Genomic DNA, 22106 nt, shown 5'->3' with positions numbered 1-22106 from the left:
TCCCTCCTACACTCACTTATTCCCAAACATTTTCTTTTTTAATCTTGAAATTTCTAGAAAAATGTAAAAGAATCTATGATTAAGTTTTCCATATCTTACTTAATAACTATTTATTGTGTTGATTTCTTTTTCCCAAAATAAAGCAGGCCTAAAAGAAGCCATGATATCATGATCACAAATGCAATAATAAGCGTAAGAACTGGGCCAAGTGCTATAATAAGAGGTACGGAAGCTGCTGTGACAATTCCCCCTCCTACAATAAGGTCGAGCATCAGTTGTTTATAACTAAACCCTTCCTTTGCTGGGCTTTCGTCTTTTGGATCTGCGAGTTTAATCAATAACAAACCAGCAGCACTCATCCCCATCGCCTGTCCTAAATCTCCAATTGCCCGCTCAAACCAATAGTCAGGCATCATACGAGGAGCAATAAATATGAAAGCCAAAACATTCCACCCTATTGCAGCAACAGACATAAGTAAGAATGGAACGAAATATTCACCAAGGACTGACAAGGATAATGTGGCGATAGCTGAGACAATCAGCAAATCTAAGGCAAACCCTTGGATACGAGTAATCAGGTCCCGGTCTAAAATGGACTTTTTAACAAACTTACTTAGAACAAGCTGAACTATGACCGCACCAACCATTGCTAAAGGAAATAAAGGCAGGTGAACAAAAAGCTCCATATTCTCACCCCATAGAGCCTCTTCAATTAAAATAAACCCTTCTAAAATGACATACCCAATGGCAATAGCCACCCCTATGTATGCAAAATGAACAGTAAGTGTTTCGATCACTTCAGAGCGAGTTGTCTGATTGCCAGCAGACATGTCTTGCTGGTCTTCCTTTTTGATTAAGCCTTTCTTTTGTTCATCTGAAATGTCATCAGGACTATTTAAAATTTCGGTTTCCCCTTTACGCGCAGCCCAATTTATTAGTAAAATTCCTAGAAAAACTCCAGTTAGAACGCCAACAGTAGCTAATCCAATTGCTAAATCTCTTCCTTCTTCAAAACCAACGCCGCTGAATGTACCAGATAATCCGGCTGCGGTACCATGTCCACCAACAAAGCTGATCTCAAGTAAGGCACCAGCCGCTGGATTCATTCCAAATAAAGGCGTTAATACAACTAAAGCCAATGTAATCCCAATAACGTACTGTCCCCATGAAAGAAAGTGGGCAAATGTTATTTGCGGGCCAGCAACCTTCCATATCTTTTTGATATTAGGAACTTTCTTCCCTATGAATAAAGAGGCAAAGATGATACTGATCAACAGTTCAGGGAGCACTTCCCATACCTCTATCATAGGGGCTGGGAAAAGCCCTCCTCCTTCAAATATTTCTATCCCAAACTGACCAAGCACTTCCGGACCAAGCAGGAGTCCAAGAAGCCCCGCAATAATTGAGCTTGGAATAAAGAAAGATTGAAGAAATGGCGTCGCCACTCTAATCCATTTTCCAATAATAAGTAAAATACCTAATATGATAAAGCTAAACCCTACAACTTCTGCCGACATAAAAACAAAGGCCCCCTCTTCTTTTACTTTATAGAGAAATATTACCTGCAGAGGGAAAGATAAAACGTACCCTTATTTATCAAATGTAAAAAGCACCCTCAGAGGATGCTTTAAACAACGACAGATAAATCGCCTCTCCCGAAATAATCAAGTAATTCAGGGCCATTGTAAACTAGATTAAGAATATCTGCGATTCGATATTGCTCTTCAGTGATTGTCATACGCTCTTTATCCGGATAAGGTATAAATACGCGGAAGCCGTCTACTGCTACTGTACGAAAACGTTCTATCGCTACTCCGTTATAACGTAAATTAAAGAATTTCTCATAAGCAATATCATCTTCATAAGCTGAAATCCAATCTTCACTTAATCCTTCACTCGGAACGGTTATATCAGAATCAATTGTAATGGAGATATTATCTTTGAATACATACACACTAGTATCTTGATCATATAACCAGTCACTAGGCTTTGATTCAATAATGGATAATTTAAACTCTTCGTATCTCATTTTCGTCAACTCCTTTGTACCCTAAATCCCCTCTCTCTTCTGATTTGAAACCTAGACAAGAAACATCCTATGACCTTCACCATCTTGATCGTTTGTTAAATTGAGAAGATAATGACTATAGATATACATACAAAAGAGAATGAAAGGAGAGCTCCCTGTGGATTCTTTTCCTCACCAATTTAAAGAGAAGCACCTGCTTACCCCTAAGGTGAAAATGAATTTGAAATTAAAAATGATCCTGTTAATAGGAGCATTAATTTCGCTTACTTTTATCATCATGGGTGTGTTTCTTCATTATTTCTTTTCTGATACGATTGAAACACAATTAGGTGAGCGAGCGTTAAGCGTAGCAACAAGCATTTCACTCATTCCTGAAATCCAAGAGGCATTTGCCCTTGATGATCCTGCAGCTGTCATCCAGCCGATCGTTAAACCGATTCAAGAAGAGACAGGCGCTGAATTTATTGTTGTCGGCAATACTCAGGAAATCCGTTATGCTCATCCTGATGAAGAGAAAATTGGGTTGAAGATGGTTGGTGAGGACAACGCGCCTGCCCTCTTGCACGGAGAGTCCTATATATCAAAAGCCACCGGTTCCCTAGGGTATTCCATCAGAGGAAAAGTTCCTGTATATTCCGAAGAAGAAATTGTCGGAGTTGTTTCAGTAGGGTATTTAGTAAATGATGTGCAAAGCATGGTTCTTACATACAGTAAAGAGCTTTGGTATGTCCTTCTCTTCATGATCACTCTCGGTATCATTGGAGCTGTCCTGATTGCTCACTACATAAAAAAACTGTTATTCGGGTTAGAGCCGGAGGAAATCTCACATTTATTGCTTCAAAAAGAGACGATCCTGCAATCTACGCACGAGGGGATTATCGCAGTCAATCAAGAAGGAAAAGTTACCCTGGCTAATCATGCCGCTTTAAAACTTCTTACAGATCGACACTCTGCTCCACTATCACCACTAGAGAGTCCGGTTGGCAGGCCCATTCAAGAAGTATTACCCATGTCTGCTCTTCCTCACGTTCTTCATTCCGGGGAAAGTCAGTATGATCAGCAGATGTATGTCGGGGCTCATACCGTGTTAGTCAACCGTGTTCCTATTTTTTATGAGAAGACACTAATCGGTGCGGTTTCCACCTTCCGTAATAAAACAGAAATTGACCAGCTCACCAAGGAACTCACACAAGCCAAACAATATGCTGATGCGCTTCGTGCCCAGACGCATGAGTTTTCTAATAAACTATTCACGATATTAGGGCTGCTACAATTAGAAAGAAAAGACGAAGCCATTGCATTTATTCAAAAGGAAAATAATATTCAACAAGACTGGATCCATTCTGTATTAGAGAAGGTCACTGATCCGATGGTTGGGGCAATCCTTCTTGGAAAGCTCAATCAAGCAATGGAACAACGGGTTAATATGGTGATTGAAGAAGGCAGCCAATTAATGCATCCTTTAGAGGAACCACAGCAGGAAGCCCTTGTCACAGCTCTAGGAAACCTTCTTGAAAATGCGATAGATGCGGCTAAAACAAACCCCAAACTGCAGCAAGTCAGTATCTTTTTTACCGATGTCGGTGAAGACCTTGTGTTTGAAATGGAGGACTCCGGTCCAGGGATTCCAATCGATTCAGCGAACAGCATTTTTACTAAAGGGTTCTCTACAAAAAAAGGAGAGCATCGTGGATTTGGCCTTGCTCTTGTAAAAGAAGTGCTCGCTGAAGTGAATGGACAAATTTATATAGAAGAAGGCGATCTTGGCGGTGCTTGCTTTGTCATAACGATCCCTAAAACAAAACGTTTCTAAGGAGGTTCTCCCCTTGCAAAATCCAATGTATAACGTACTCATCGTAGAAGATGACTTTCGTGTCGCTGAAATAACAAAAGGATTTGTTGATAAAGTGGATGGTTTCAATGTGATTGGCCTATGCAAGACAGGTGCCGAAACTGAAAGCTTTCTATTTAATCATAACGAAACAACTCCTGATCTCATCTTATTAGATGTATATATTCCTGATGTGAACGGGCTTGACCTTTTCTGGAAGATTCGTGAGAACTTGCATCAAGTGGATATCGTCATGATTACAGCTGCAAAAGAGGTTTATACGATTGAAGAAGCGCTGCGCGGAGGTATTTTCGATTATATTGTAAAGCCGGTTGATTTTAACCGTTTTAAACGCATGTTAGATACATTCAAAGATCAAAGAGGATCCCTTTCTTCTAAAGAAAAGCTTAACCAAGAAGAAATCGATCTCTTAACCAGGGCGCAAAGCCCTTCCCAGTCCGCTGCCTTAGTAGACCAAGAGCAGCTTCCTAAAGGAATTGACAGCATCACACTTGAAAAGGTTAAAAATATTTTAAGCTTACATAGTGATACGGGCATAACGGCAAGCAGCTTAGGAGAAGCCGTAGGGATAAGCCGCTCCACTGCAAGGAGATATTTAGAATATCTTGTATCTATAAGTGAAGCACGGGCTGAATTAAGTTATGGCGATGTCGGAAGACCGGAGCGACTCTACATTTCTAACAAATAACTCTGCGAACAAAATGAACAAAACCCTCGAAATGAACAATATATCATTAATGTTCATAAACTTCATCCTCTCTATTTTTCATGATAAAGTTCTGTAATATCAGACAATTAGAAAAATAGAGGGATTTTATTTTTGAGTGTATTTGTATACGCTTACAAAACTCCCTCTTTACTATTAAAAACAAAGGGGAGAGTATTATGCTTAGTATCATCGGTTTTGTCACCATTTTAGCTATTGTCCTGTTTCTTCTTAGCGGCAAAATGTCACCTATTATCAGCCTTATTACGATACCGATTCTTGGGGCTCTTTTAGCAGGTTTCTCAATTGCAGAGATTGGATTGTTCTTTGATGATGGGATAGCTAAAGTTATCAGCGTAGTGATTATGTTTATCTTTGCCATTCTTTATTTTGGAATTATGCAAGATGCCGGCCTTTTTGATCCAATTATTAATAAAGTCATTAAGATCTCTAAAGGGAATATCGTTGCTGTGGCTGTTGGTACGGTTATCATTGGAGCGATTGCTCATTTAGATGGTTCCGGAGCTTCTACTTTTTTAATCACGATCCCAGCACTCCTTCCATTATATAAACGGTTAAAAATGAATCCGTATCTTTTGCTATTACTAGTAGGTACTAGTGCTAGTATTATGAATATGGTACCGTGGGCTGGTCCAATTGGACGTGTCGGCTCTGTCCTTGGAATGGATCCGACCGAATTATGGAGACCCCTTATTCCGCTTCAAATTATCGCTCTTATTCTATTAATGGGATTAGCCTTTTTCTTAGGACTAAGAGAAAAACGCCGCATTGAAAAGCTTGCAGTATCATCTGATCAGCTTGAAGCAGCGGCAGCATTGGATGTTACAGATGATGATGTAGCTCCCACAAAAGATACAACTCTCGCAAGACCTAAACTATTATGGGTAAACCTCCTCTTAACGCTCGGTTTAATTGCGATGTTAGTATGGGGCATTCTACCGGCAGGATTTATCTTTATGATCGCACTAAGTATTGCACTGCCGCTTAATTATCCTAAAGTAGATGATCAAATGGATCGAATTAAAGCCCATGCACCAAATGCCTTATTGATGGCTGCTATTATTCTTGCAGCAGGATCTTTCCTTGGTATTTTAGGCGGGTCAGGAATGCTTGATGCCTTAGCTACAGACCTTGTTACATTACTTCCTGCTTTCATCATTCCTTATCTGCACCTAATCATCGGCTTTTTCGGTGCACCATTTGAACTGATCTTAAACACAGATGCATATTATTTCGCCCTCTTGCCTGTCGTTGAACAAATTGTAACCTCTTACGGTGTTGAATCGACTTCAGCTGCTTACGCAATGGTGATTGGTAATATCATCGGCACATTTATCAGCCCGTTCTCCCCTGCTCTGTGGCTTGCACTCGGCTTAGCAGGACTTGAAATGGGTAAACATATTCGCTACTCCTTCTTCTGGATTTGGGGCTTCAGCGTTGTGTTACTGATAATTGCTGTAGTCATTGGAATTGTATAACGAGTTTAAAGCTTCTCAGCCATCTTGGTATGAGAAGCTTTTTTCATTTTCATAAGTCTTCATCCACAAATGACAAATTTTCCATGTTAGATTATGTAACATCATTGTTGTTTCATGTTCCTCTTCGCGTTAAAGTTTGATTAATCTAAATATTCTTTTTAATTTGTTTTGGGAGGGTTAGATCATGAAATTAACAGAAGTAGAGAAAGAGAAACTATTAATCGTCGTTGCTGGTCAATTGAGCAAAGAGCGAAAGGAACGTGGAATTTTATTAAATTATCCCGAAGCTACTGCCTATTTAACATGCTACGCCATTGAGAAAGCGCGTGAAGGCAAAAGTGTTGAAGAAATTATGGAGCTTGGACGCCATGTCCTTACAGCGGATGATCTAATGGAAGGTGTTCCTGAAATGCTGGATAGTATTCAAGTTGAAGCGACATTTCCGGACGGTGTGAAACTTGTAACGATTCATCACCCAATACAAGCGGGGGTGAAATCATGAAACCAGGAGCATTTAAGATAGCCGAAGGTTCAATAGAGATCAATGCAGGCAGAGATACATTGGAGTTAACTGTTAAAAACACAGGAACGCGTTCTATTCAAATAGGATCGCACTTTCATTTTGCAGAGGCGAACAGCGCCCTTTCTTTTGACCGAGAAAAAGCAATTGGCATGCGGCTCGATATTCCTTCTGGCACCGCCATTCGAATTGAACCGGAAGAAGAACAAAGCGTAACGCTCGTCTCCATAGCTGGTAATAAAACAGTGTATGGCTTAAATGGGATGACAGAAGGCTCCCTAGATGAAGGAGGAAAAGAGAAAACACTTAAGAAACTCACAGAATCTGGCTGGATGACAAAGGAGATTGTATCATGAAGATTTCTAAACAACGATACGCAGAGCTTTTCGGACCGACAACTGGAGATCAAGTACGTTTAGCAGACACCGATTTATGGATTGAGATCGAAAAAGATTGTACCGTATACGGCGAAGAAATGATTTTCGGCGGGGGAAAATCGATTCGAGATGGGATGGGTCAAAACGGCAGATTAACAGCTAAAGATGGCGCCCTTGATTTAGTAATTACGAACGTCATCGTCGTTGATTACACAGGTATCATTAAAGCTGATGTGGGAGTGAAAAATGGACGAGTAGTCGGTGTAGGAAAAAGCGGCAACCCGGATATTATGGATAATGTTGACCCTAACCTCGTTATCGGAGCAGGAACAGAAGTCATTTCAGGTGAAGGAAAAATCTTAACCGCTGGCGGTGTGGATACTCATATTCACTTTATTTGTCCGCAGCAAATGGAGGTGGCCCTATCATCAGGTATAACTACAATGATTGGCGGCGGAACAGGACCGGCAACGGGAAGTAAAGCAACAACTTGTACTTCTGGTCCATGGTATATGGAAAGGATGCTGGAAGCCGCGGAAGAATTCCCTGTAAATGTAGGCTTCCTAGGGAAAGGAAATGCCTCTCACCCTGCTCCTTTAATCGAGCAAATTGAAGCTGGTGCTGTCGGCCTTAAACTTCATGAAGACTGGGGTTCTACGCCAAAAGCGATTGAAACATGTATGGAAGTCGTAGAAGATGCTGATATTCAAGTAGCGATTCACACCGATACACTAAATGAAGCTGGATTTCTTGAAAATACCCTAGAAGCAATCGGCGATCGAGTGATTCATACATATCATATTGAAGGTGCAGGCGGAGGCCATGCTCCAGATATTATGAGACTCGCTTCTCACTCGAATATTTTACCTTCCTCTACTACACCAACGATGCCTTATACAACGAATACGATGGAAGAGCATTTAGATATGATGATGGTCTGCCATCACCTAGATTCAAATGTTCCAGAAGATGTGGCATTCAGCCGTTCGCGTATTCGTGCAGCAACGATTGCCGCTGAAGATGTCTTACATGATATTGGTGCGATCAGCATGATGTCCTCTGACTCGCAAGCTATGGGGCGTGTAGGTGAAGTCATTATCCGCACGTGGCAGACCGCTGATAAAATGAAGAAACAGCGCGGTCCGCTTGTCAGCGAACATGACCATGACAATGAACGTGTAAAGCGCTATATTGCTAAATACACAATTAATCCAGCCATCACTCATGGAATAAGCCATGAAGTCGGTTCAATCGAGAGCGGTAAATTAGCTGACCTTGTTTTATGGGATCCCGTATTCTTTGGTGTAAAACCAGAGCTTGTGTTAAAAGGAGGAATGATCGCGCGCGCTCAGATGGGTGATCCAAATGCATCCATCCCAACACCGGAACCTGTGTATATGCGCAGAATGTACGCCTCATACGGACGAGCTAACCGTTCTACATCGATCACATTTATGTCGCAAGCAAGCATTGATCTTGGTGTCCCTGAAAGATTAGGATTAACAAAAATGATTTCTCCTGTTCGCAACATAAGAAACTTAAGTAAGCTGGATATGAAATTGAATAATGCCCTGCCACAAATTGAAATCAACCCGAAAACGTATCAAGTCTTTGCAGATGGCGAAGAGATTTCGTGTGAACCGGTAAGCTCGGTTCCGCTCGGGCAAAGATACTTTTTGTTTTAATCATAAGCTAAACGAAGCATCTCCCCTTTTAAAGAGTGAGATGCTTCGTTTTTTGATGTTTTCATTCTTTTTAAAAAAGAATATCCACCCAAATTTTTATGGCCGTAGCAAAAATCAAAATGGCTAACATCCATTGCAGAATTTTTGTATTCATCTTCTTTCCCACTTTTGCCCCTAACGGAGAGGCTATTAAACTAGCTATAATCATGATTACGGCAGGCCAAAATAAAACTTGTCCTGTTAGAATTTTCCCTGAAGCTGCTCCTATTGATGAAATAAAAGTAATAGCTAAGGATGAGGCGATCGTCATTCGCGTCGGAATCTTTAAGACAATAAGCATAATCGGCACTAAAATAAATGCTCCCGCAGCACCTACGATTCCAGCTCCTACCCCTACTAGAAAAGCTAACATAGCAGCTAACCACTTATTAAACGTCACTTCTTCTAAAGGGATATCATCAATATCCTTCTTCGGTAAAAACATCATTCCTGCCGCAATAACGGCTAGAATACCATATACGAGATTCACGCCTGAATCCGGCATGAAACGCGATCCATATCCTCCAATGAAACTTCCAATCAACACACTTACTCCCATATACAAAATTAATGTTTTGTTTAAGTATCCTCCTTTTCTATATACCCATACACCCCCGATTGTAGCGAAAAGCACTTGCACGGCACTAATTCCTGACACCTCATGTGCGGTAAAAGCTGATAGTCCGACGATTAACGGAATATAGAGCAGCATCGGATATTTAATAATTGAGCCGCCTATACCTACCATTCCGGAAATAAATGAACCTGCAAAACCAATTAAAAAGATTACCACAATGAAAAAGAAATTCACTTCCATACTTACACCTTCTTATCTAAAATTTTATTTAACTGCGCCCGACAATTACCCTATATGGTATATAAGAGCCCATACCGATTACCTGTTGCTTCATCCTTCCGTTCTTATTTTGATTGTAACTCGAATTACTTTATAATAGAAATAAATAATAACAATGCATATCATTACAATTCATAATGGAGTGATTACCTTGCAGCTTGATTGGATTCGAAGTTACGTAACTCTTGTTCATTTTCAACATTTCACAAAGACGAGTGAATACTTGAATCTTTCTCAGCCAACAATCAGTATTCACATTAAGAAATTAGAAGATTACCTAGGTGTAAAACTTATTGAACGGTCCCTCACCAATCGATCATTCACGCTGACAAGTGCTGGGCAGGAAGTTTTTGAACAAGGAAAAAAGATGCTTGAGATAAGCAGATCCATTGAACAGGTGAAAGAAAAGAAGGAAGAGGTTTCGCTTAGAATTGGAGCAACAAATACAGTGAGTGATGTCATCCTGCCTGATTTCGTAAAGAAAATCAGAGTCCTCTATCCCCAAATTCGTCTGCAGTTAATGATTCACAATCACGAACAAATCGTTGAAGGACTCGAGCAACATAAGCTTGACCTTGCCTTGGTAGAAGGAACAAGCGGACTTGGACCTTTTCATGTCGAAGTAGTCAGCCGGGATGAACTTAGATTCTATGCTAAGCAACGGATGCCGCTTGCCACTTCCCCCCTTCTATTGCGGGAAAAAGGTTCTGGAACGAGAGAATATGCCGATCAATTTCTTTTATCTGAGAGAATTGAACCTAGCGAAATTATTGAAGCAAGCAGTCATTATTTAATTAAGCAGCTGGCTATTAGAGGTCTCGGCATTGCCTTTCTCTCTCATTCGATGGTGAAAGAAGAAGTATCAGAAGGAAAGCTCGTACCACTCAATCTGCATGTGATCTACCGGCCATTTTATGCTGTCTACGAAGAAGAACATGTGCACACCCCTATTTTAAAGGAGCTGTGTGACCTCCTGCAGAGTATTACGTAGACGCTGAGGTGGAGGGAGGAACCTAGAAGGTGAAACCTCTCTTTTAAATCATTATTCAAACTAGAAAAGGATTTCTTAGGAGAAGGGTGAACTCCAAGAAATCCTTTTTGAAAGATAGGTACCTTTTTATTTCATTTATAAATTCATTACAAAACAGCACAGTAAGAACTCTCTACCATCCACAGTTAATTGACACACATCATTTTTGTTTTTTGAAACATTTCTAGGTGTTCTTTTAAAAATTCAACATAACGGTTAACCTCATCTATCGTCGTGTAGGGCGAGATGCTAAAAAATTTATGTGCATATACCGGTACGCGTTTGTCTGTATTTAATGCTTCTACTAGACATTGTTTCTTTGTGTTCCCAAAAAAGACAGTATCTCGGTAGACGCTCATCACTTCTGCCAGCTCGTCATTAAATTGATTGATCTCCATTATCTCTTCAACAGTTAAACTCCCCCTCCATTCATCATTCCATTTTGTCTTCTCAGGATAAAAGCGAAAGGTTGTAACCGGGGACTTTTCATTTGTAATTACTACACTTGAAATTTCTTCTATTAACCTTTCTCTAAACTTCATATTGACGCGAATATAATTAGCCAAAAGTTCTTGATAACCTTCCATACCAAATGCCAATAACGACGCGTAGATTGCCAGAGAACTTCCCATTCGTGAGCATTCGATTGTGTAGCCAGTATGGTAGTTTCCATACCCACGATTCCCAACGTACGGCGTTTCTTCCTCATCTAAATCAACATATTTTAAGTGTTCTCTATTTTTCACTAAGAATAAGCTCGTGATATATGGTGTTTGGCCAAGCTTGTGGAAATCAAAAACCATACTATCTGCAAGCTTGATCTGTTGAAACTTTTGTTGATAGGACTTTAACACCTGTATAACAGGTTCTTCTAGTTTAAGATGGTTGCTTTTGAAGTCATAATCATTAAAGAAGGTATACATACCTCCCATAGCTGAGTCTGCATGGATATAGACAGGACTCAAGCAGTGCTTAACTTCTAACTCTTCAGCTATCCTCTTAATCCCCTCCATGTCATCAATCCCAAACGTATCGGTTGTTCCCATTGTGGCAAGAACATATAATGGAACACCGCCTTTTTCAATAACATGCTCCATTTTCTCTTTAAAGTCTTCTAAATTCATAGAATGATCACGATTCACCTTCACACGAATCATGTTTTCTACTCCTATTCCAGTTGCTTCTACTGATTTAAACAAGCTGTAATGGGAAAGCTCTGAGCAAAAGCAATACAGATTGTCAGGCACCCCCTTTTGATTAGAGATCGGTGAGTACCTTGCAATAGCAAGTCGTAAAGAGTTAAAGACAGCCCCTTGCCCTCCCCAGGTTGTATAGCCAGAACTTAGATTTTCATCGTATCCGATTAGTTTTGAAAGCATACTGGTGATCTCGACTTCTGCCGCTGCTGCTGCAGGTCCCTCTACATCCCAAAGATTATTTCCATTAACAAGGACCATAATTAAATTCCCAATGACACTCGCAATATTCGGAAGGGGCGCTGCATTAGCAACGTAGTTTCGGTTGACATACCTATGTCCCTCTACCAATTTAAGAAGCTTTACAATCACTTCATCCATAGGCGTACCCGTTTTCGGGATGTCTGCCTGATGAATTATACGATTATAATAATCTGCCGTGTACTCGGGCATTTCTCCTAACGTTAGTTTATTAGGATCCTTTAATTCATCTACCTTTGTTATTACTGTTTTAAAATAAGATAATAATTCTTCTCTTTGAACATTATTACCGTCCATGCTCGGGTACAGCTTTTGTAACTCGTTCATTACTTTACCTCCTTGATGTCTATCACAAAAAGAAGCTTCACACAAGTTTAATTAACCTATGAGAAGCATCCCTATTCTTATGCTGTATTATTGATTTTTTGTTATGCTGTCACTTTTTCTGTTTCATTACGAGGGGCCCATGATGACAATACTTGGTTAGAGCCATTTTCAGCCTCTAACAGTGTTTCTGCTTCCTGGACTAATATTTGAATGATACGTTGTTCATCATCACTAATTTCTATTAGTTCCTCGAACATTTCAACTGATTCTCTTGAGATTGAAGCGATCTCGACCATAGTTGACATAATTTGCTGAGAAGCTGCCGTTATTTCTTCTGTACTTGCAGAGGAATTAACATTATTCTCAGCAATAATCTTTGTCGTAGATAGAATCTTTTCAAACATAGCTCCCACTTCTCCGATCGCCATGTTTGTATCTTTAAACTCATCAGTTCCTTGCTTCATTGATTTAACAACATCCTCGGTTTCTGCTTGTATGTTTTTAACTATGTTAGATACTTCAGAAGAAGATTGACGTGATTGTTCAGCCAACTTCCGAACCTCATCAGCTACAACCGCAAATCCTCTGCCGTGTTCTCCCGCTCGAGCTGCTTCAATGGAGGCATTTAAGGCAAGCAAATTTATTTGTTCTGAAATTCCTGTAATCACTTTTACAATAGAACCGATTTCATGTGATTTTTCGCTAAGTTTATTGATGCCATCAAATGTTTGGTTAATGGTTTGATTAAACTGCTCCATTTTTTCCAAAGAGTCCTTTAATCTCTCATTTCCATCTTGTGTTAATTCTAAAGTGGCAGTTGATCGATCTGAAATTTCATTTGATCTATTTGAAAGATCTTCAATCGCCTGTGTCATCTCTTCCATAGACATGGCGCTTTCTTCTGTAGCTACTAACTGTTTCTCTAAGCCTCTTCCTACCTCATCAATTGCGGCTCTTACAATGTCCGCTTTCTCAATAGCAGACTCCCCGACCTTAGCTAAATTTTCTCCTTTTTGATAAACATTGCTTGATAAGGAAGAGTAACTTTCCTTTACACGATGTAAAAATTCGATTAGTTGATTGTATACAGTATAATCAGCGCTTTTCTCTTCCACTTTGCTTTTCATATTCCCTGCAGAAAGTTCTCTTATTCCATTTATGATTTCTTTATTAATGCGCGGATTATGCTTTAGGGAAAAATAACGGTAAGCAAAATACACTGTAGTGCCTAATAAAACGATAATAATACCAAGCAGTATAACTTCCATAAGAATGAATCCCCTACTTTTTATTTTATTTTAATTCGAAATGAACCCTTTTAAAGTTCTCTGATAAGGAAATAGGTCCCATCAGCTATACTCTCATCAATTCCACTTAACCTGTTATTTTCTTTATATTTATGTACAATGTAATGCCCACCTATATCTGTATACTTCTCCATTTGATGATATTTTTCCATTACACGTATCGATTTTGGGTTTGTCGCTTCACCTATAACTGCCTTCAATCCCTGTGAAGCTGCCTTAGTTATTAACTCATTGCCTAATTGTTGAATTACTTCATGACGGTCATGTTCAGCTGTTAAACCCAACATGAATAAATGCAAAAACTCACCATCTTCTATTTCTTTTCCGCTTCTCTTTTTATAATCATCTATGAATCGTTGATCTATCTCTTCTAAAACATGGAGAATGACATTCATATCGGAAAACGACCCTTCAAATAGATCTTCTCCAAATATGACTGGCGCATTTGTATCTCCTGCTAATACACCCACCACATTCTGATTTTGATCTTTAGCTATGACGCAATAACCCTGGTCCACTGTACTGACTAAATAATCTTTGGTGAAATCGTAGAAATCTTCATAACGTATATCTAATTGACCTACCATAGGTTCCTGAACCCATTTACCTGAAACATTCACCCCTATAAATGAGCGGGCTAGACATTCAGCTGCTTTTTCTATTAGAGTAGATTGTTCGCTTGTTATAATTTCATATGAATATCGTTCTAATGTTTTTTGCACGCCTTAACTTCCTTTCAAATTATTAAATGAACCTCGTTTAAAACGAATGAGATACTCGCTCAACAAATGTACCTGAGAAGTTAATTCTCTGAAGAGCATTCCTTATTTGAACTTGAGCAATTTTAGAGGCAGGCTTTACAACAAGAATATCTTTAAAGCCTAAACTAGAATAAAATTGCATCGTTTGCTCTAGTTGCGGGACAACTTTTGATGGGACAGGTGTTTGGTGTGTGGCATCGACAACAAATGTATAATGTGGTCTTGATACTTTATCGATGGTTTCCTGCAAATCGATCATATATCCTTCTACATCTTCTTCTCTCATTAATCCATGCACTTGAACTTGAATTTCTTTTTCATTCTCATCAATGGCCATTTTGTACTTTCTTTTATTAACTACTATCATCTCTTATCGCCTTCTTCCTATGGAATGTTATTTTCATTAATGACCTTCACTTATTTCACTAGATACAAAAAGAAAAGCTATCCCTAGACGTAAATAGGGATAGCCAAATAATCGTTCCATTCATATATCATTTTTGGCAACCCGACTATCATGACCCAAGAGGATGTTAGACTCGTAGCTTTGCGTCCTTACCTTTCGATAAGTTTGCCTTTATCCTATTTAATTACTGGTTCTAAATTCACAATGACACAAACGTCATTATAGCACAAAAGAATTAGATATTGTCGAATTATGTATTTTTTTAATTTAAAATAGACATTAAAGTACAGGACTATTGATTTACATAAGGAGATAATACTCCATTTTCTCCACTTAAAAAAGCATGCCCCTATCTTGAGCATGCTTAAATAATATTGTTATCAATTCTTACAAAACATTTATTTCTTCTCTATCCAGAATTTAATGATCTTCCCTTCTTGAACAGTTTTCAAAAGGGTATGACCAGCTTTTTCACTCCATGTGGGCAGGTCGTTTAAAGCTCCTTTGTCTGTTACATGAAGCTCTAACACTTGACCGTTATCCAATGATTCAATGCCTTTTTTAAGTTCAATGATTGGCATTGGACATGTTAACCCTCTGACATCTACAACCCTATCAACCTTTATTTCTATTGTACTTTTCATTTCAGTATCTCTACGGTCATTGGTAGTAGTTTTACCATCTATAGCAAGGTTTCCTCCTAAAACAGAAGAGTAGGTTTTCCAGCCGCCATCAACATTCTTCACTTTATATCCCCTGTTTTTAAGAATCTGGCTAGCTAGGTATCCTCTTAAACCAACCTGACAGCTGACATAGATCGTCTGATCCTTTGGCAGTTCTGACAATCGGTCTCTTAGATCATTTAATGGGATATTAGTAGAGCCTTTAATGAAGCCGAATTCACGTTCCATTGGTTCGCGAACATCAATTAATACTCCACCATCTGAAACGATTTGATCGACTTCATGCCACTGAATATGCTCCAATTCACCGTCCATAATATTAGAAGCCACATAACCGGCCATGTTGACAGGATCTTTTGCTGAGGAAAATGGCGGTGCATAGGATAACTCTAGATTTGTTAGATCCTCTACTGTTAGTTCACCTTTGATAGCTGTTGCGATAACGTCTATTCTCTTGTCCACGCCATCTGCCCCCACCGCTTGTGCTCCAAATATTTTTCCGGTACTTTTATCAAAAATGAGTTTTAAAGCAATAGGTGCAGCCCCTGGATAGTAACCAGCATGAGAGCTTGGATGAATATGAACCACTTCATAAGTAATGCCGAGATGCTTTAATGTCTTTTCGTTGTTTCCGGTTGCTGCAACAGTCAAGTCAAATACCTTAGCTATAGAAGTACCCATCGTCCCTTGATACTTTTCCTTTTTTCCCATCATATTATTGGCCGCAATTCGACCTTGACGGTTAGCAGGTCCTGCAAGAGGAATCATTGCTTTTTTGCCATTGATATAATCAACAACTTCAATTGCATCCCCCACGGCATAGATGTCCTCTTTGGAAGTTTGCAGGTATTCATTTACAATGATGCCCCCGCGTTCTCCAAGCTCTAGTCCTGCTGATTTAGCCAATTCATTTTCTGGTCTGACGCCGATTGAAAGAATCGTCATATCTGTTTCTATTTCAGTTCCATCAGAAAGAAGCACTTTTTTGCCCTGTTCTGTAAAAGCCTGCACTCCGTTTTCCAGTACTAAATGTACACCTTTCTCTTTTAAATGAGTGTGTAAGATGCTTGCCATCTCAACATCGATTGGGGCCATGATTTGTTTAGCCATCTCAACAAGTGTCACGTCTATTCCTCGATCAACCAGGTTTTCCGCCATTTCAATTCCGATAAATCCTCCGCCAATTACAACGGCTTTCTTAGGTTTGTTGGAATCCACATAGGTTTTGATTTTATCAGTATCAGGTATGTTTCTTAAGGTAAAAGCAGACATATTTTCACTTAATCCTAGAATCGGCGGAACCATCGGCCTTGCTCCAGGGGATAATAATAACTTGTCATACGTTTCTTCGTACTCTTCACCGTTTCTTAGGTTCTTGATTGTCAATTTATTATTTTGTGGATCAATGCTCAGCACTTCACTTAAATTTCTAATATCAAGATTAAAACGTTTTGACATGCCTTTAACGGTCTGAACGAGTAATTTGCTTCGTTCTTTAATGGTTTCGCCAATATAGTAAGGCAGCCCGCAATTAGCAAATGAAATATGCTCACCACGTTCAACTAGAATAATTTCCACATCTTCACTAATCCTTCTTAATCTTGCTGCCGCTGTTGCACCGCCCGCTACTCCACCTACAATGATTACTTTAGTACTCATTTGATCCCCTCCAAAAGAGATATTTTAAATTACCATTGAACAACTTTAATATGAATACACCCTATACCCTATAAGGTATCTTATGCGTTCATTATACCCGAGGTGCTACTAATTTGGAGGATTTTGTGAAACATTTCACATTTAATTCACAATCTTACCCTTGGAGATAAAATCGCTTGTGAGGCTTATATGCTCTGAAAGCCGTAGATTTACAAACAAAAAAGCTCCCCATAAGTTTGTTCAACTTATGAGAAGCTTCTTTTCACTTTATGTCAAAACCTTATCTATCAAGGGTTTGATGGGCAGATGTCTAGCCTTCACTCCTAGAAACTCCGGACTCTTCACACCCTCCTACGTGGCAAAGAACGCCACTTGTCAGTTGCTCCAGATTCCTGCGTTTCTGAGCAGTCGCTTCGGCTTTTCTTATTACATCATGCCGCCCATTCCACCCATTCCGCCCATGCCGCCCATGTCAGGCATGCCGCCGCCTTCGTTTTCCTCAGGCTTATCAGCGATTACAGCTTCTGTTGTTAAGAACATAGCTGATACTGAAGCAGCGTGTTGTAGAGCTGAACGAGTTACTTTTGTTGGGTCAACAATACCTGTTTCGACCATGTTTACCCACTCGCCAGTTGCTGCGTTGAATCCAAAGCCAACATCTTGTGACTTAAGACGCTCAACAATAACAGAACCTTCAAGACCTGCATTGTGTGCAATTTGACGAACTGGCTCTTCTAGAGCACGAAGTACGATGTTCACACCAGTTGCTTCGTCTCCATCAGCAGATACAGCTTCAACTGCTTTAATTACATTGATAAGTGCTGTACCACCACCAGCTACGATACCTTCTTCCACTGCTGCACGAGTTGAGTTAAGAGCATCTTCAATGCGAAGTTTGCGTTCTTTCATTTCAGTTTCTGTTGCAGCACCAACTTTAAGAACAGCTACACCGCCAGCTAATTTAGCAAGACGCTCTTGAAGCTTTTCTTTATCAAAGTCAGAAGTTGTTTCTTCTAATTGACCTTTGATTTGGTTTACGCGAGCTGCGATTTGATCTGCTTCGCCTGCACCTTCAACGATTGTTGTATTTTCTTTTGTTACAACTACTTTACTAGCACGGCCAAGTTGAGTGATGTTCGCAGACTTAAGGTCTAGACCTAGATCTTCTGTAATCACTTCTCCGCCTGTTAATGTAGCGATGTCTTCAAGCATAGCTTTACGACGGTCACCGAATCCAGGAGCTTTAACAGCTACTGCATTAAATGTTCCGCGAAGTTTGTTCACAACTAGGGTAGCAAGAGCTTCACCTTCAACATCTTCAGCGATGATAAGGATCGGCTTGCCTTGTTGTACAACTTGCTCAAGAACTGGAAGTACCTCTTGAATGTTCGCGATCTTCTTGTCTGTGATTAGAACGTAAGGGTTATCTAGAACTGCTTCCATTTTATCAGAATCAGTTACCATATAAGGTGAAGCATATCCGCGGTCGAACTGCATACCTTCTACTACTTCTAGCTCAGTAGAGAAACCTTTAGATTCTTCGATTGTGATAACGCCGTCGTTACCAACGCGCTCCATTGCCTCAGCAATGATTTGGCCAACTTCCTCATCAGCAGAAGAGATTGCAGCAACTTGTGCAATAGACTCTTTACCTTCGATTGGTTTAGCAATGTTTTTAAGCTCTGTCACAGCAGCTGCTGTTGCTTTTTCGATTCCTTTACGGATAACCATCGGGTTTGCACCAGATGTTACGTTTTTAAGTCCTTCACGAATCATAGCTTGTGCAAGTACTGTTGCAGTTGTTGTACCGTCACCAGCGATGTCGTTTGTTTTGCTTGCTACTTCAGCAACAAGCTTAGCACCCATGTTTTCGAATGCATCTTCAAGTTCAATTTCCTTTGCAATCGTCACACCATCGTTAGTGATTAACGGAGAACCAAACTTCTTCTCTAAAACAACATTACGACCTTTTGGTCCAAGGGTTACTTTTACTGCATTTGCAAGGGCATCTACACCGCGCAGCATCGAACGACGTGCTTCTTCGCTAAATTTAATATCCTTAGCCATGATTTCGACCTCCTAGAAAATAGTGTATATAGTCAAATTCGCTTTTGTTTAATGGTTAACTTCAATGGATTAATTACTTAAATGTATTAACCGATGATAGCTAGTACGTCACTTTCACGAAGGATCAAGTATTCAACTCCGCCGTACTTCACTTCTGTTCCCGCATATTTAGAGAAAATGATAGAATCGCCTTCTTTAACGTCAAGTGCGATGCGCTCTCCGTTATCAGTTACACGGCCTGTTCCAACAGCTACAACCTTACCTTCTTGCGGCTTTTCTTTTGCAGAGTCAGGTAATACAATCCCGCTCGCTGTTTTTTCCTCAGATTCGACTAACTCGATAATAATACGATCACCTAATGGCTTTAACAAGGAAAACACCCTCCTTCAAGACCTATGTAATATTCTTTATTAGCACTCACTCATCATGAGTGCTAACACAATTATTATAATAATCATTACACTCTCGTTTTGCAAGCCCTTTACTATACTTTTTTTGATTTTTCTTAACCAGGCCTGTTAGATAGCGCAATAGCCGCATACAATAAATAGCACTACTAACTATTCGCTCTTAAACGAGGCATTCCTCCTGCCTTTCTAAATAACCTATGGTAAAATAAATGAATTAAAGAAAATTGACTATTTCTTAATAAAGGAGTTAGCAAATTGAACATTCGTTATTGGTGGATTCTTATTACATATGTACTGATGCAGCTCTCAGCGATCCCAGGAACCCTGCTGTTACTTCAGTTTGATATCGCCGTTGACCGCATACCGGGGATATGGAGTATTTTCAGTTTCACAGTCGGGCTAATGATTATTTTATTCCTTCTCGTCCCAGATATGCGTGAAAGACATCAAATGCGCGGCCGCTCCTCTCGGGGTGAGGCAGTTAGATGGGCAATCATCGGTGTATTTATGGTGTTTGGCGCTCAATATGCAGCTGCCTTAATTGAAATGTATGCATTTGGAATTGAGCCCGGATCAGAAAATACGGAGGCCATAGTAGAAATGGCTAAAGCATTTCCAGCATTTATTTTTGTTATTGCGATTATCGGACCGATATTAGAAGAAATTGTGTTTCGTTTAATCATTTTCGGAGCACTCTATAAACGATTCAACTTTTGGATTGCAGGCTTTGTCAGTTCATTGATCTTTGCAGCTATCCATTTTGACTTTACACACTTACTCATTTATACGGCTATGGGCTTTGTTTTTGCCTTCCTATATGTAAAAACTGGGCGGATCCTTGTACCAATTATCGCTCATGTGGCTCTTAACCTTTTTGTAGCAGTTGTAAATGTACTGCTTGCAGACAGACTAGAAGAATGGGTTGAACGTTTAGAAGAAGTCCAACAAACATCATTGATCATCGGGGGATTATTATGAGGATATCTCCAACAACTATGGCTTTTATGTATTTCTTTCTTGGGGTAATTGTCGTCTATATTGCGATCCAAAAGGTTAATCAAACCGGCTGGGATTTCTGGGCCTACCTCATTATTGGTTTTGCTGCATTTGACTTTATGATTGCTTACCGCTTCTTTCGGATCAGGCGCGTGATCAAGCAAATTGAAAAGCAGCAAAATAAGCATAAAAAATAACGACAAACAGCACCGTGTATTATGACACGGTGCTGTTTTTTAGTTTGAGGCCATCTTAATCGTTTTAGCAATGTTGTTTGCGGTACGCTCTAAATAAGTTAATCCATCCACAATTGCCTCATTTAACGTCATAATACCTGGAACGAGGGAGAATGCAGCATCAATACCTTCCTCGTAAATGGCTTCATGGCCAGGAGCTAATCCACCGGCAATAGCAATGACGGAAGCTCCCTGTGACTTTGCAGCCCGCGCGACCCCGATTGGTGTTTTTCCAAATACCGTCTGATGATCAAGACGTCCTTCACCTGTAATTACGAGGTCAGCTCCCTCTGCTTTTTTGTTAAAATCAGTTGCCTCAAGAACTAAAGTCACTCCAGACTCAAGCCGAACATCTAGGAAAGCAAGCAAGCCTGCACCTAACCCTCCAGCGGCACCAGCACCTGCAATCTCAGCTACATCTTTACCTAAATCTCTATTAATAACAGATGCATAGTGAGCAAGTGCTGCATCAAGCTGTACGACCATCTCAGCAGTAGCCCCTTTTTGCGGACCGTAAATTGCTGAAGCACCCCTCTCACCTAAAAGTGGGTTATCAACGTCACAAGCAACCTCAATGGTTACCTCACTAAGCCTTGGATGGATCTCATCTGTCTGAATAGAAGCCAGCTGCGCTAGGGCAGCTCCTCCATACGGAAGACCTTCCCCCTTAGAATCAAGCAGCTTCACTCCGAGTGCTTGGGCCATACCAGCTCCCCCGTCATTCGTTGCGCTCCCGCCAATACCTATTATGATATGGTTTACGCCCTCATTTAAGGCATCTTCAATTAATTGTCCTGTCCCGTACGTTGTTGTCATGAGTGGATTACGCAGCTCTATTGGAACTAAAGACAAGCCCGAGGCTTCAGCCATTTCAATAACCGCCGTTTGCCTGTCTCCAGATAATCCATATTTCGCCTCAACAGGCTCCCCTAGCGGCCCTGTAACGTTTACAGACTTCACAGTTCCTTCTAGTGCATCAACCAACGATTGAACCGTACCCTCTCCCCCGTCAGCCATAGGAATTTTAATATATTCAGCTTCAGGAAACACTTGCTTAAACCCGTCCTCTATTGCATTCGCCGCTTGAAGAGCTGAAAAGCTTTCTTTAAATGAATCTGGTGCAATCACTATTTTTCTCATCAAATGTTTCCTCCTTTTTATTCTGCGTTGTCATTATGCTTATAAGACCCTGTGCTTATAAGAA

At 40.1% G+C, this 22106-nt stretch carries 20 protein-coding genes and 1 riboswitch; of the genes, 9 read left to right on the top strand and 11 right to left on the bottom strand.

Annotation, left to right across the window (positions count from 1 at the left end):
- Positions 1–110: 110 nt before the first annotated feature.
- Positions 111–1517, bottom strand: a complete 1407-nt coding sequence (locus PQ478_RS01680) for a sodium/glutamate symporter (RefSeq protein WP_289235615.1) — start codon at positions 1515–1517, stop codon at positions 111–113.
- Positions 1518–1627: 110 nt separating this feature from the next.
- Positions 1628–2029, bottom strand: coding sequence for a hypothetical protein (locus PQ478_RS01675; protein WP_012957303.1), 402 nt, complete (start codon positions 2027–2029; stop codon positions 1628–1630).
- A 157-nt stretch (positions 2030–2186) separates the two neighbouring features.
- On the opposite strand from PQ478_RS01675, the gene PQ478_RS01670 reads away from it, so the two are divergent.
- From PQ478_RS01670 to ureC, 6 genes are all read left to right on the top strand, one after another.
- A complete protein-coding gene (locus PQ478_RS01670; protein WP_289235614.1) occupies positions 2187–3842 on the top strand; it encodes an ATP-binding protein in 1656 nt (551 codons plus the stop codon).
- 13 nt (positions 3843–3855) lie between these two features.
- Entirely contained in the window at positions 3856–4569 is a 714-nt protein-coding gene (locus PQ478_RS01665; protein ID WP_289235613.1) for a response regulator, read from the top strand.
- A gap of 197 nt (positions 4570–4766) precedes the next feature.
- The gene (locus PQ478_RS01660) at positions 4767–6086 is read left to right on the top strand and encodes a CitMHS family transporter (protein ID WP_075683957.1); all 1320 of its coding nucleotides are present in this window, start codon (positions 4767–4769) and stop codon (positions 6084–6086) included.
- 184 nt (positions 6087–6270) lie between these two features.
- Positions 6271–6588: an urease subunit gamma gene (ureA, locus tag PQ478_RS01655; RefSeq protein ID WP_022629448.1), complete on the top strand. Its 318-nt coding sequence runs from the start codon at positions 6271–6273 to the stop codon at positions 6586–6588.
- Positions 6585–6962: an urease subunit beta gene (gene ureB / locus PQ478_RS01650; protein WP_289235612.1), complete on the top strand. Its 378-nt coding sequence runs from the start codon at positions 6585–6587 to the stop codon at positions 6960–6962. Before ureA ends, ureB begins: the two co-directional genes overlap by 4 nt.
- Entirely contained in the window at positions 6959–8668 is a 1710-nt protein-coding gene (gene ureC / locus PQ478_RS01645) for an urease subunit alpha (protein ID WP_289235611.1), read from the top strand. The genes ureB and ureC overlap by 4 nt, the downstream gene beginning before the upstream one ends.
- Before the next feature lie 70 nt (positions 8669–8738).
- On the opposite strand, the gene PQ478_RS01640 is transcribed toward ureC, so the two are convergent.
- Positions 8739–9524 carry a sulfite exporter TauE/SafE family protein gene (locus tag PQ478_RS01640; RefSeq protein WP_289235610.1) on the bottom strand — a complete coding sequence of 262 codons (786 nt, stop codon included), beginning with the start codon at positions 9522–9524 and terminating at the stop codon, positions 8739–8741.
- 190 nt (positions 9525–9714) lie between these two features.
- Between PQ478_RS01640 and PQ478_RS01635 the strand changes: the two genes are divergently transcribed.
- Positions 9715–10554: a LysR family transcriptional regulator gene (locus PQ478_RS01635; RefSeq protein WP_289235609.1), complete on the top strand. Its 840-nt coding sequence runs from the start codon at positions 9715–9717 to the stop codon at positions 10552–10554.
- A gap of 185 nt (positions 10555–10739) precedes the next feature.
- On the opposite strand, the gene PQ478_RS01630 is transcribed toward PQ478_RS01635, so the two are convergent.
- From PQ478_RS01630 to groES, 7 genes are all read right to left on the bottom strand, one after another.
- Entirely contained in the window at positions 10740–12377 is a 1638-nt protein-coding gene (locus PQ478_RS01630; protein WP_289235608.1) for a pyridoxal phosphate-dependent decarboxylase family protein, read from the bottom strand.
- Between the two features lie 101 nt (positions 12378–12478).
- Positions 12479–13645 (bottom strand): methyl-accepting chemotaxis protein, encoded by a 1167-nt coding sequence (locus PQ478_RS01625; RefSeq protein ID WP_289235607.1) that lies wholly within the window; start codon positions 13643–13645, stop codon positions 12479–12481.
- 50 nt (positions 13646–13695) lie between these two features.
- Positions 13696–14406, bottom strand: coding sequence for a hypothetical protein (locus PQ478_RS01620; protein ID WP_289235606.1), 711 nt, complete (start codon positions 14404–14406; stop codon positions 13696–13698).
- Positions 14407–14443: 37 nt separating this feature from the next.
- The gene (locus tag PQ478_RS01615) at positions 14444–14812 is read right to left on the bottom strand and encodes a hypothetical protein (protein ID WP_289235605.1); all 369 of its coding nucleotides are present in this window, start codon (positions 14810–14812) and stop codon (positions 14444–14446) included.
- 132 nt (positions 14813–14944) lie between these two features.
- Positions 14945–15031, bottom strand: a riboswitch (cyclic di-GMP riboswitch).
- A gap of 218 nt (positions 15032–15249) precedes the next feature.
- Positions 15250–17193, bottom strand: coding sequence for a CoA-disulfide reductase (locus PQ478_RS01610; RefSeq protein WP_289235604.1), 1944 nt, complete (start codon positions 17191–17193; stop codon positions 15250–15252).
- Between the two features lie 426 nt (positions 17194–17619).
- Positions 17620–19260 (bottom strand): chaperonin GroEL, encoded by a 1641-nt coding sequence (gene groL, locus PQ478_RS01605; protein WP_289235603.1) that lies wholly within the window; start codon positions 19258–19260, stop codon positions 17620–17622.
- Between the two features lie 86 nt (positions 19261–19346).
- A complete protein-coding gene (groES, locus tag PQ478_RS01600; RefSeq protein ID WP_012957292.1) occupies positions 19347–19631 on the bottom strand; it encodes a co-chaperone GroES in 285 nt (94 codons plus the stop codon).
- A gap of 294 nt (positions 19632–19925) precedes the next feature.
- Here groES and PQ478_RS01595 point away from each other — a divergent pair, with 294 nt between their 5' ends.
- The gene (locus tag PQ478_RS01595; protein WP_012957291.1) at positions 19926–20648 is read left to right on the top strand and encodes a CPBP family intramembrane glutamic endopeptidase; all 723 of its coding nucleotides are present in this window, start codon (positions 19926–19928) and stop codon (positions 20646–20648) included.
- The gene (locus PQ478_RS01590) at positions 20645–20863 is read left to right on the top strand and encodes a YdiK family protein (protein WP_289235602.1); all 219 of its coding nucleotides are present in this window, start codon (positions 20645–20647) and stop codon (positions 20861–20863) included. Before PQ478_RS01595 ends, PQ478_RS01590 begins: the two co-directional genes overlap by 4 nt.
- A gap of 39 nt (positions 20864–20902) precedes the next feature.
- Here PQ478_RS01590 and PQ478_RS01585 read toward each other — a convergent pair whose 3' ends face one another.
- Positions 20903–22042, bottom strand: coding sequence for a glycerate kinase (locus PQ478_RS01585; protein WP_289235601.1), 1140 nt, complete (start codon positions 22040–22042; stop codon positions 20903–20905).
- Between the last annotated feature and the right edge of the window lie 64 nt (positions 22043–22106).

Source organism: Alkalihalophilus pseudofirmus (assembly GCF_029094545.1).
Lineage (GTDB): Bacteria > Bacillota > Bacilli > Bacillales > Bacillaceae_D > Alkalihalophilus > Alkalihalophilus pseudofirmus.
This window is presented reverse-complemented; position numbering and strand designations above follow the sequence as displayed.

What these genes read in the sequence shown, in the direction of transcription:
- PQ478_RS01680 (WP_289235615.1), bottom strand. Translation starts at nt 1,517, where the DNA reads ATGTCGGCAGAAGTTGTAGGGTTTAGCTTTATCATATTAGGTATTTTA.
- PQ478_RS01675 (WP_012957303.1), bottom strand. Translation starts at nt 2,029, where the DNA reads ATGAGATACGAAGAGTTTAAATTATCCATTATTGAATCAAAGCCTAGT.
- PQ478_RS01660 (WP_075683957.1), top strand. Translation starts at nt 4,767, where the DNA reads ATGCTTAGTATCATCGGTTTTGTCACCATTTTAGCTATTGTCCTGTTT.
- ureA (WP_022629448.1), top strand. Translation starts at nt 6,271, where the DNA reads ATGAAATTAACAGAAGTAGAGAAAGAGAAACTATTAATCGTCGTTGCT.
- ureB (WP_289235612.1), top strand. Translation starts at nt 6,585, where the DNA reads ATGAAACCAGGAGCATTTAAGATAGCCGAAGGTTCAATAGAGATCAAT.
- ureC (WP_289235611.1), top strand. Translation starts at nt 6,959, where the DNA reads ATGAAGATTTCTAAACAACGATACGCAGAGCTTTTCGGACCGACAACT.
- PQ478_RS01640 (WP_289235610.1), bottom strand. Translation starts at nt 9,524, where the DNA reads ATGGAAGTGAATTTCTTTTTCATTGTGGTAATCTTTTTAATTGGTTTT.
- PQ478_RS01630 (WP_289235608.1), bottom strand. Translation starts at nt 12,377, where the DNA reads ATGAACGAGTTACAAAAGCTGTACCCGAGCATGGACGGTAATAATGTT.
- PQ478_RS01625 (WP_289235607.1), bottom strand. Translation starts at nt 13,645, where the DNA reads ATGGAAGTTATACTGCTTGGTATTATTATCGTTTTATTAGGCACTACA.
- PQ478_RS01615 (WP_289235605.1), bottom strand. Translation starts at nt 14,812, where the DNA reads ATGATAGTAGTTAATAAAAGAAAGTACAAAATGGCCATTGATGAGAAT.
- PQ478_RS01610 (WP_289235604.1), bottom strand. Translation starts at nt 17,193, where the DNA reads ATGAGTACTAAAGTAATCATTGTAGGTGGAGTAGCGGGCGGTGCAACA.
- groL (WP_289235603.1), bottom strand. Translation starts at nt 19,260, where the DNA reads ATGGCTAAGGATATTAAATTTAGCGAAGAAGCACGTCGTTCGATGCTG.
- PQ478_RS01590 (WP_289235602.1), top strand. Translation starts at nt 20,645, where the DNA reads ATGAGGATATCTCCAACAACTATGGCTTTTATGTATTTCTTTCTTGGG.
- PQ478_RS01585 (WP_289235601.1), bottom strand. Translation starts at nt 22,042, where the DNA reads ATGAGAAAAATAGTGATTGCACCAGATTCATTTAAAGAAAGCTTTTCA.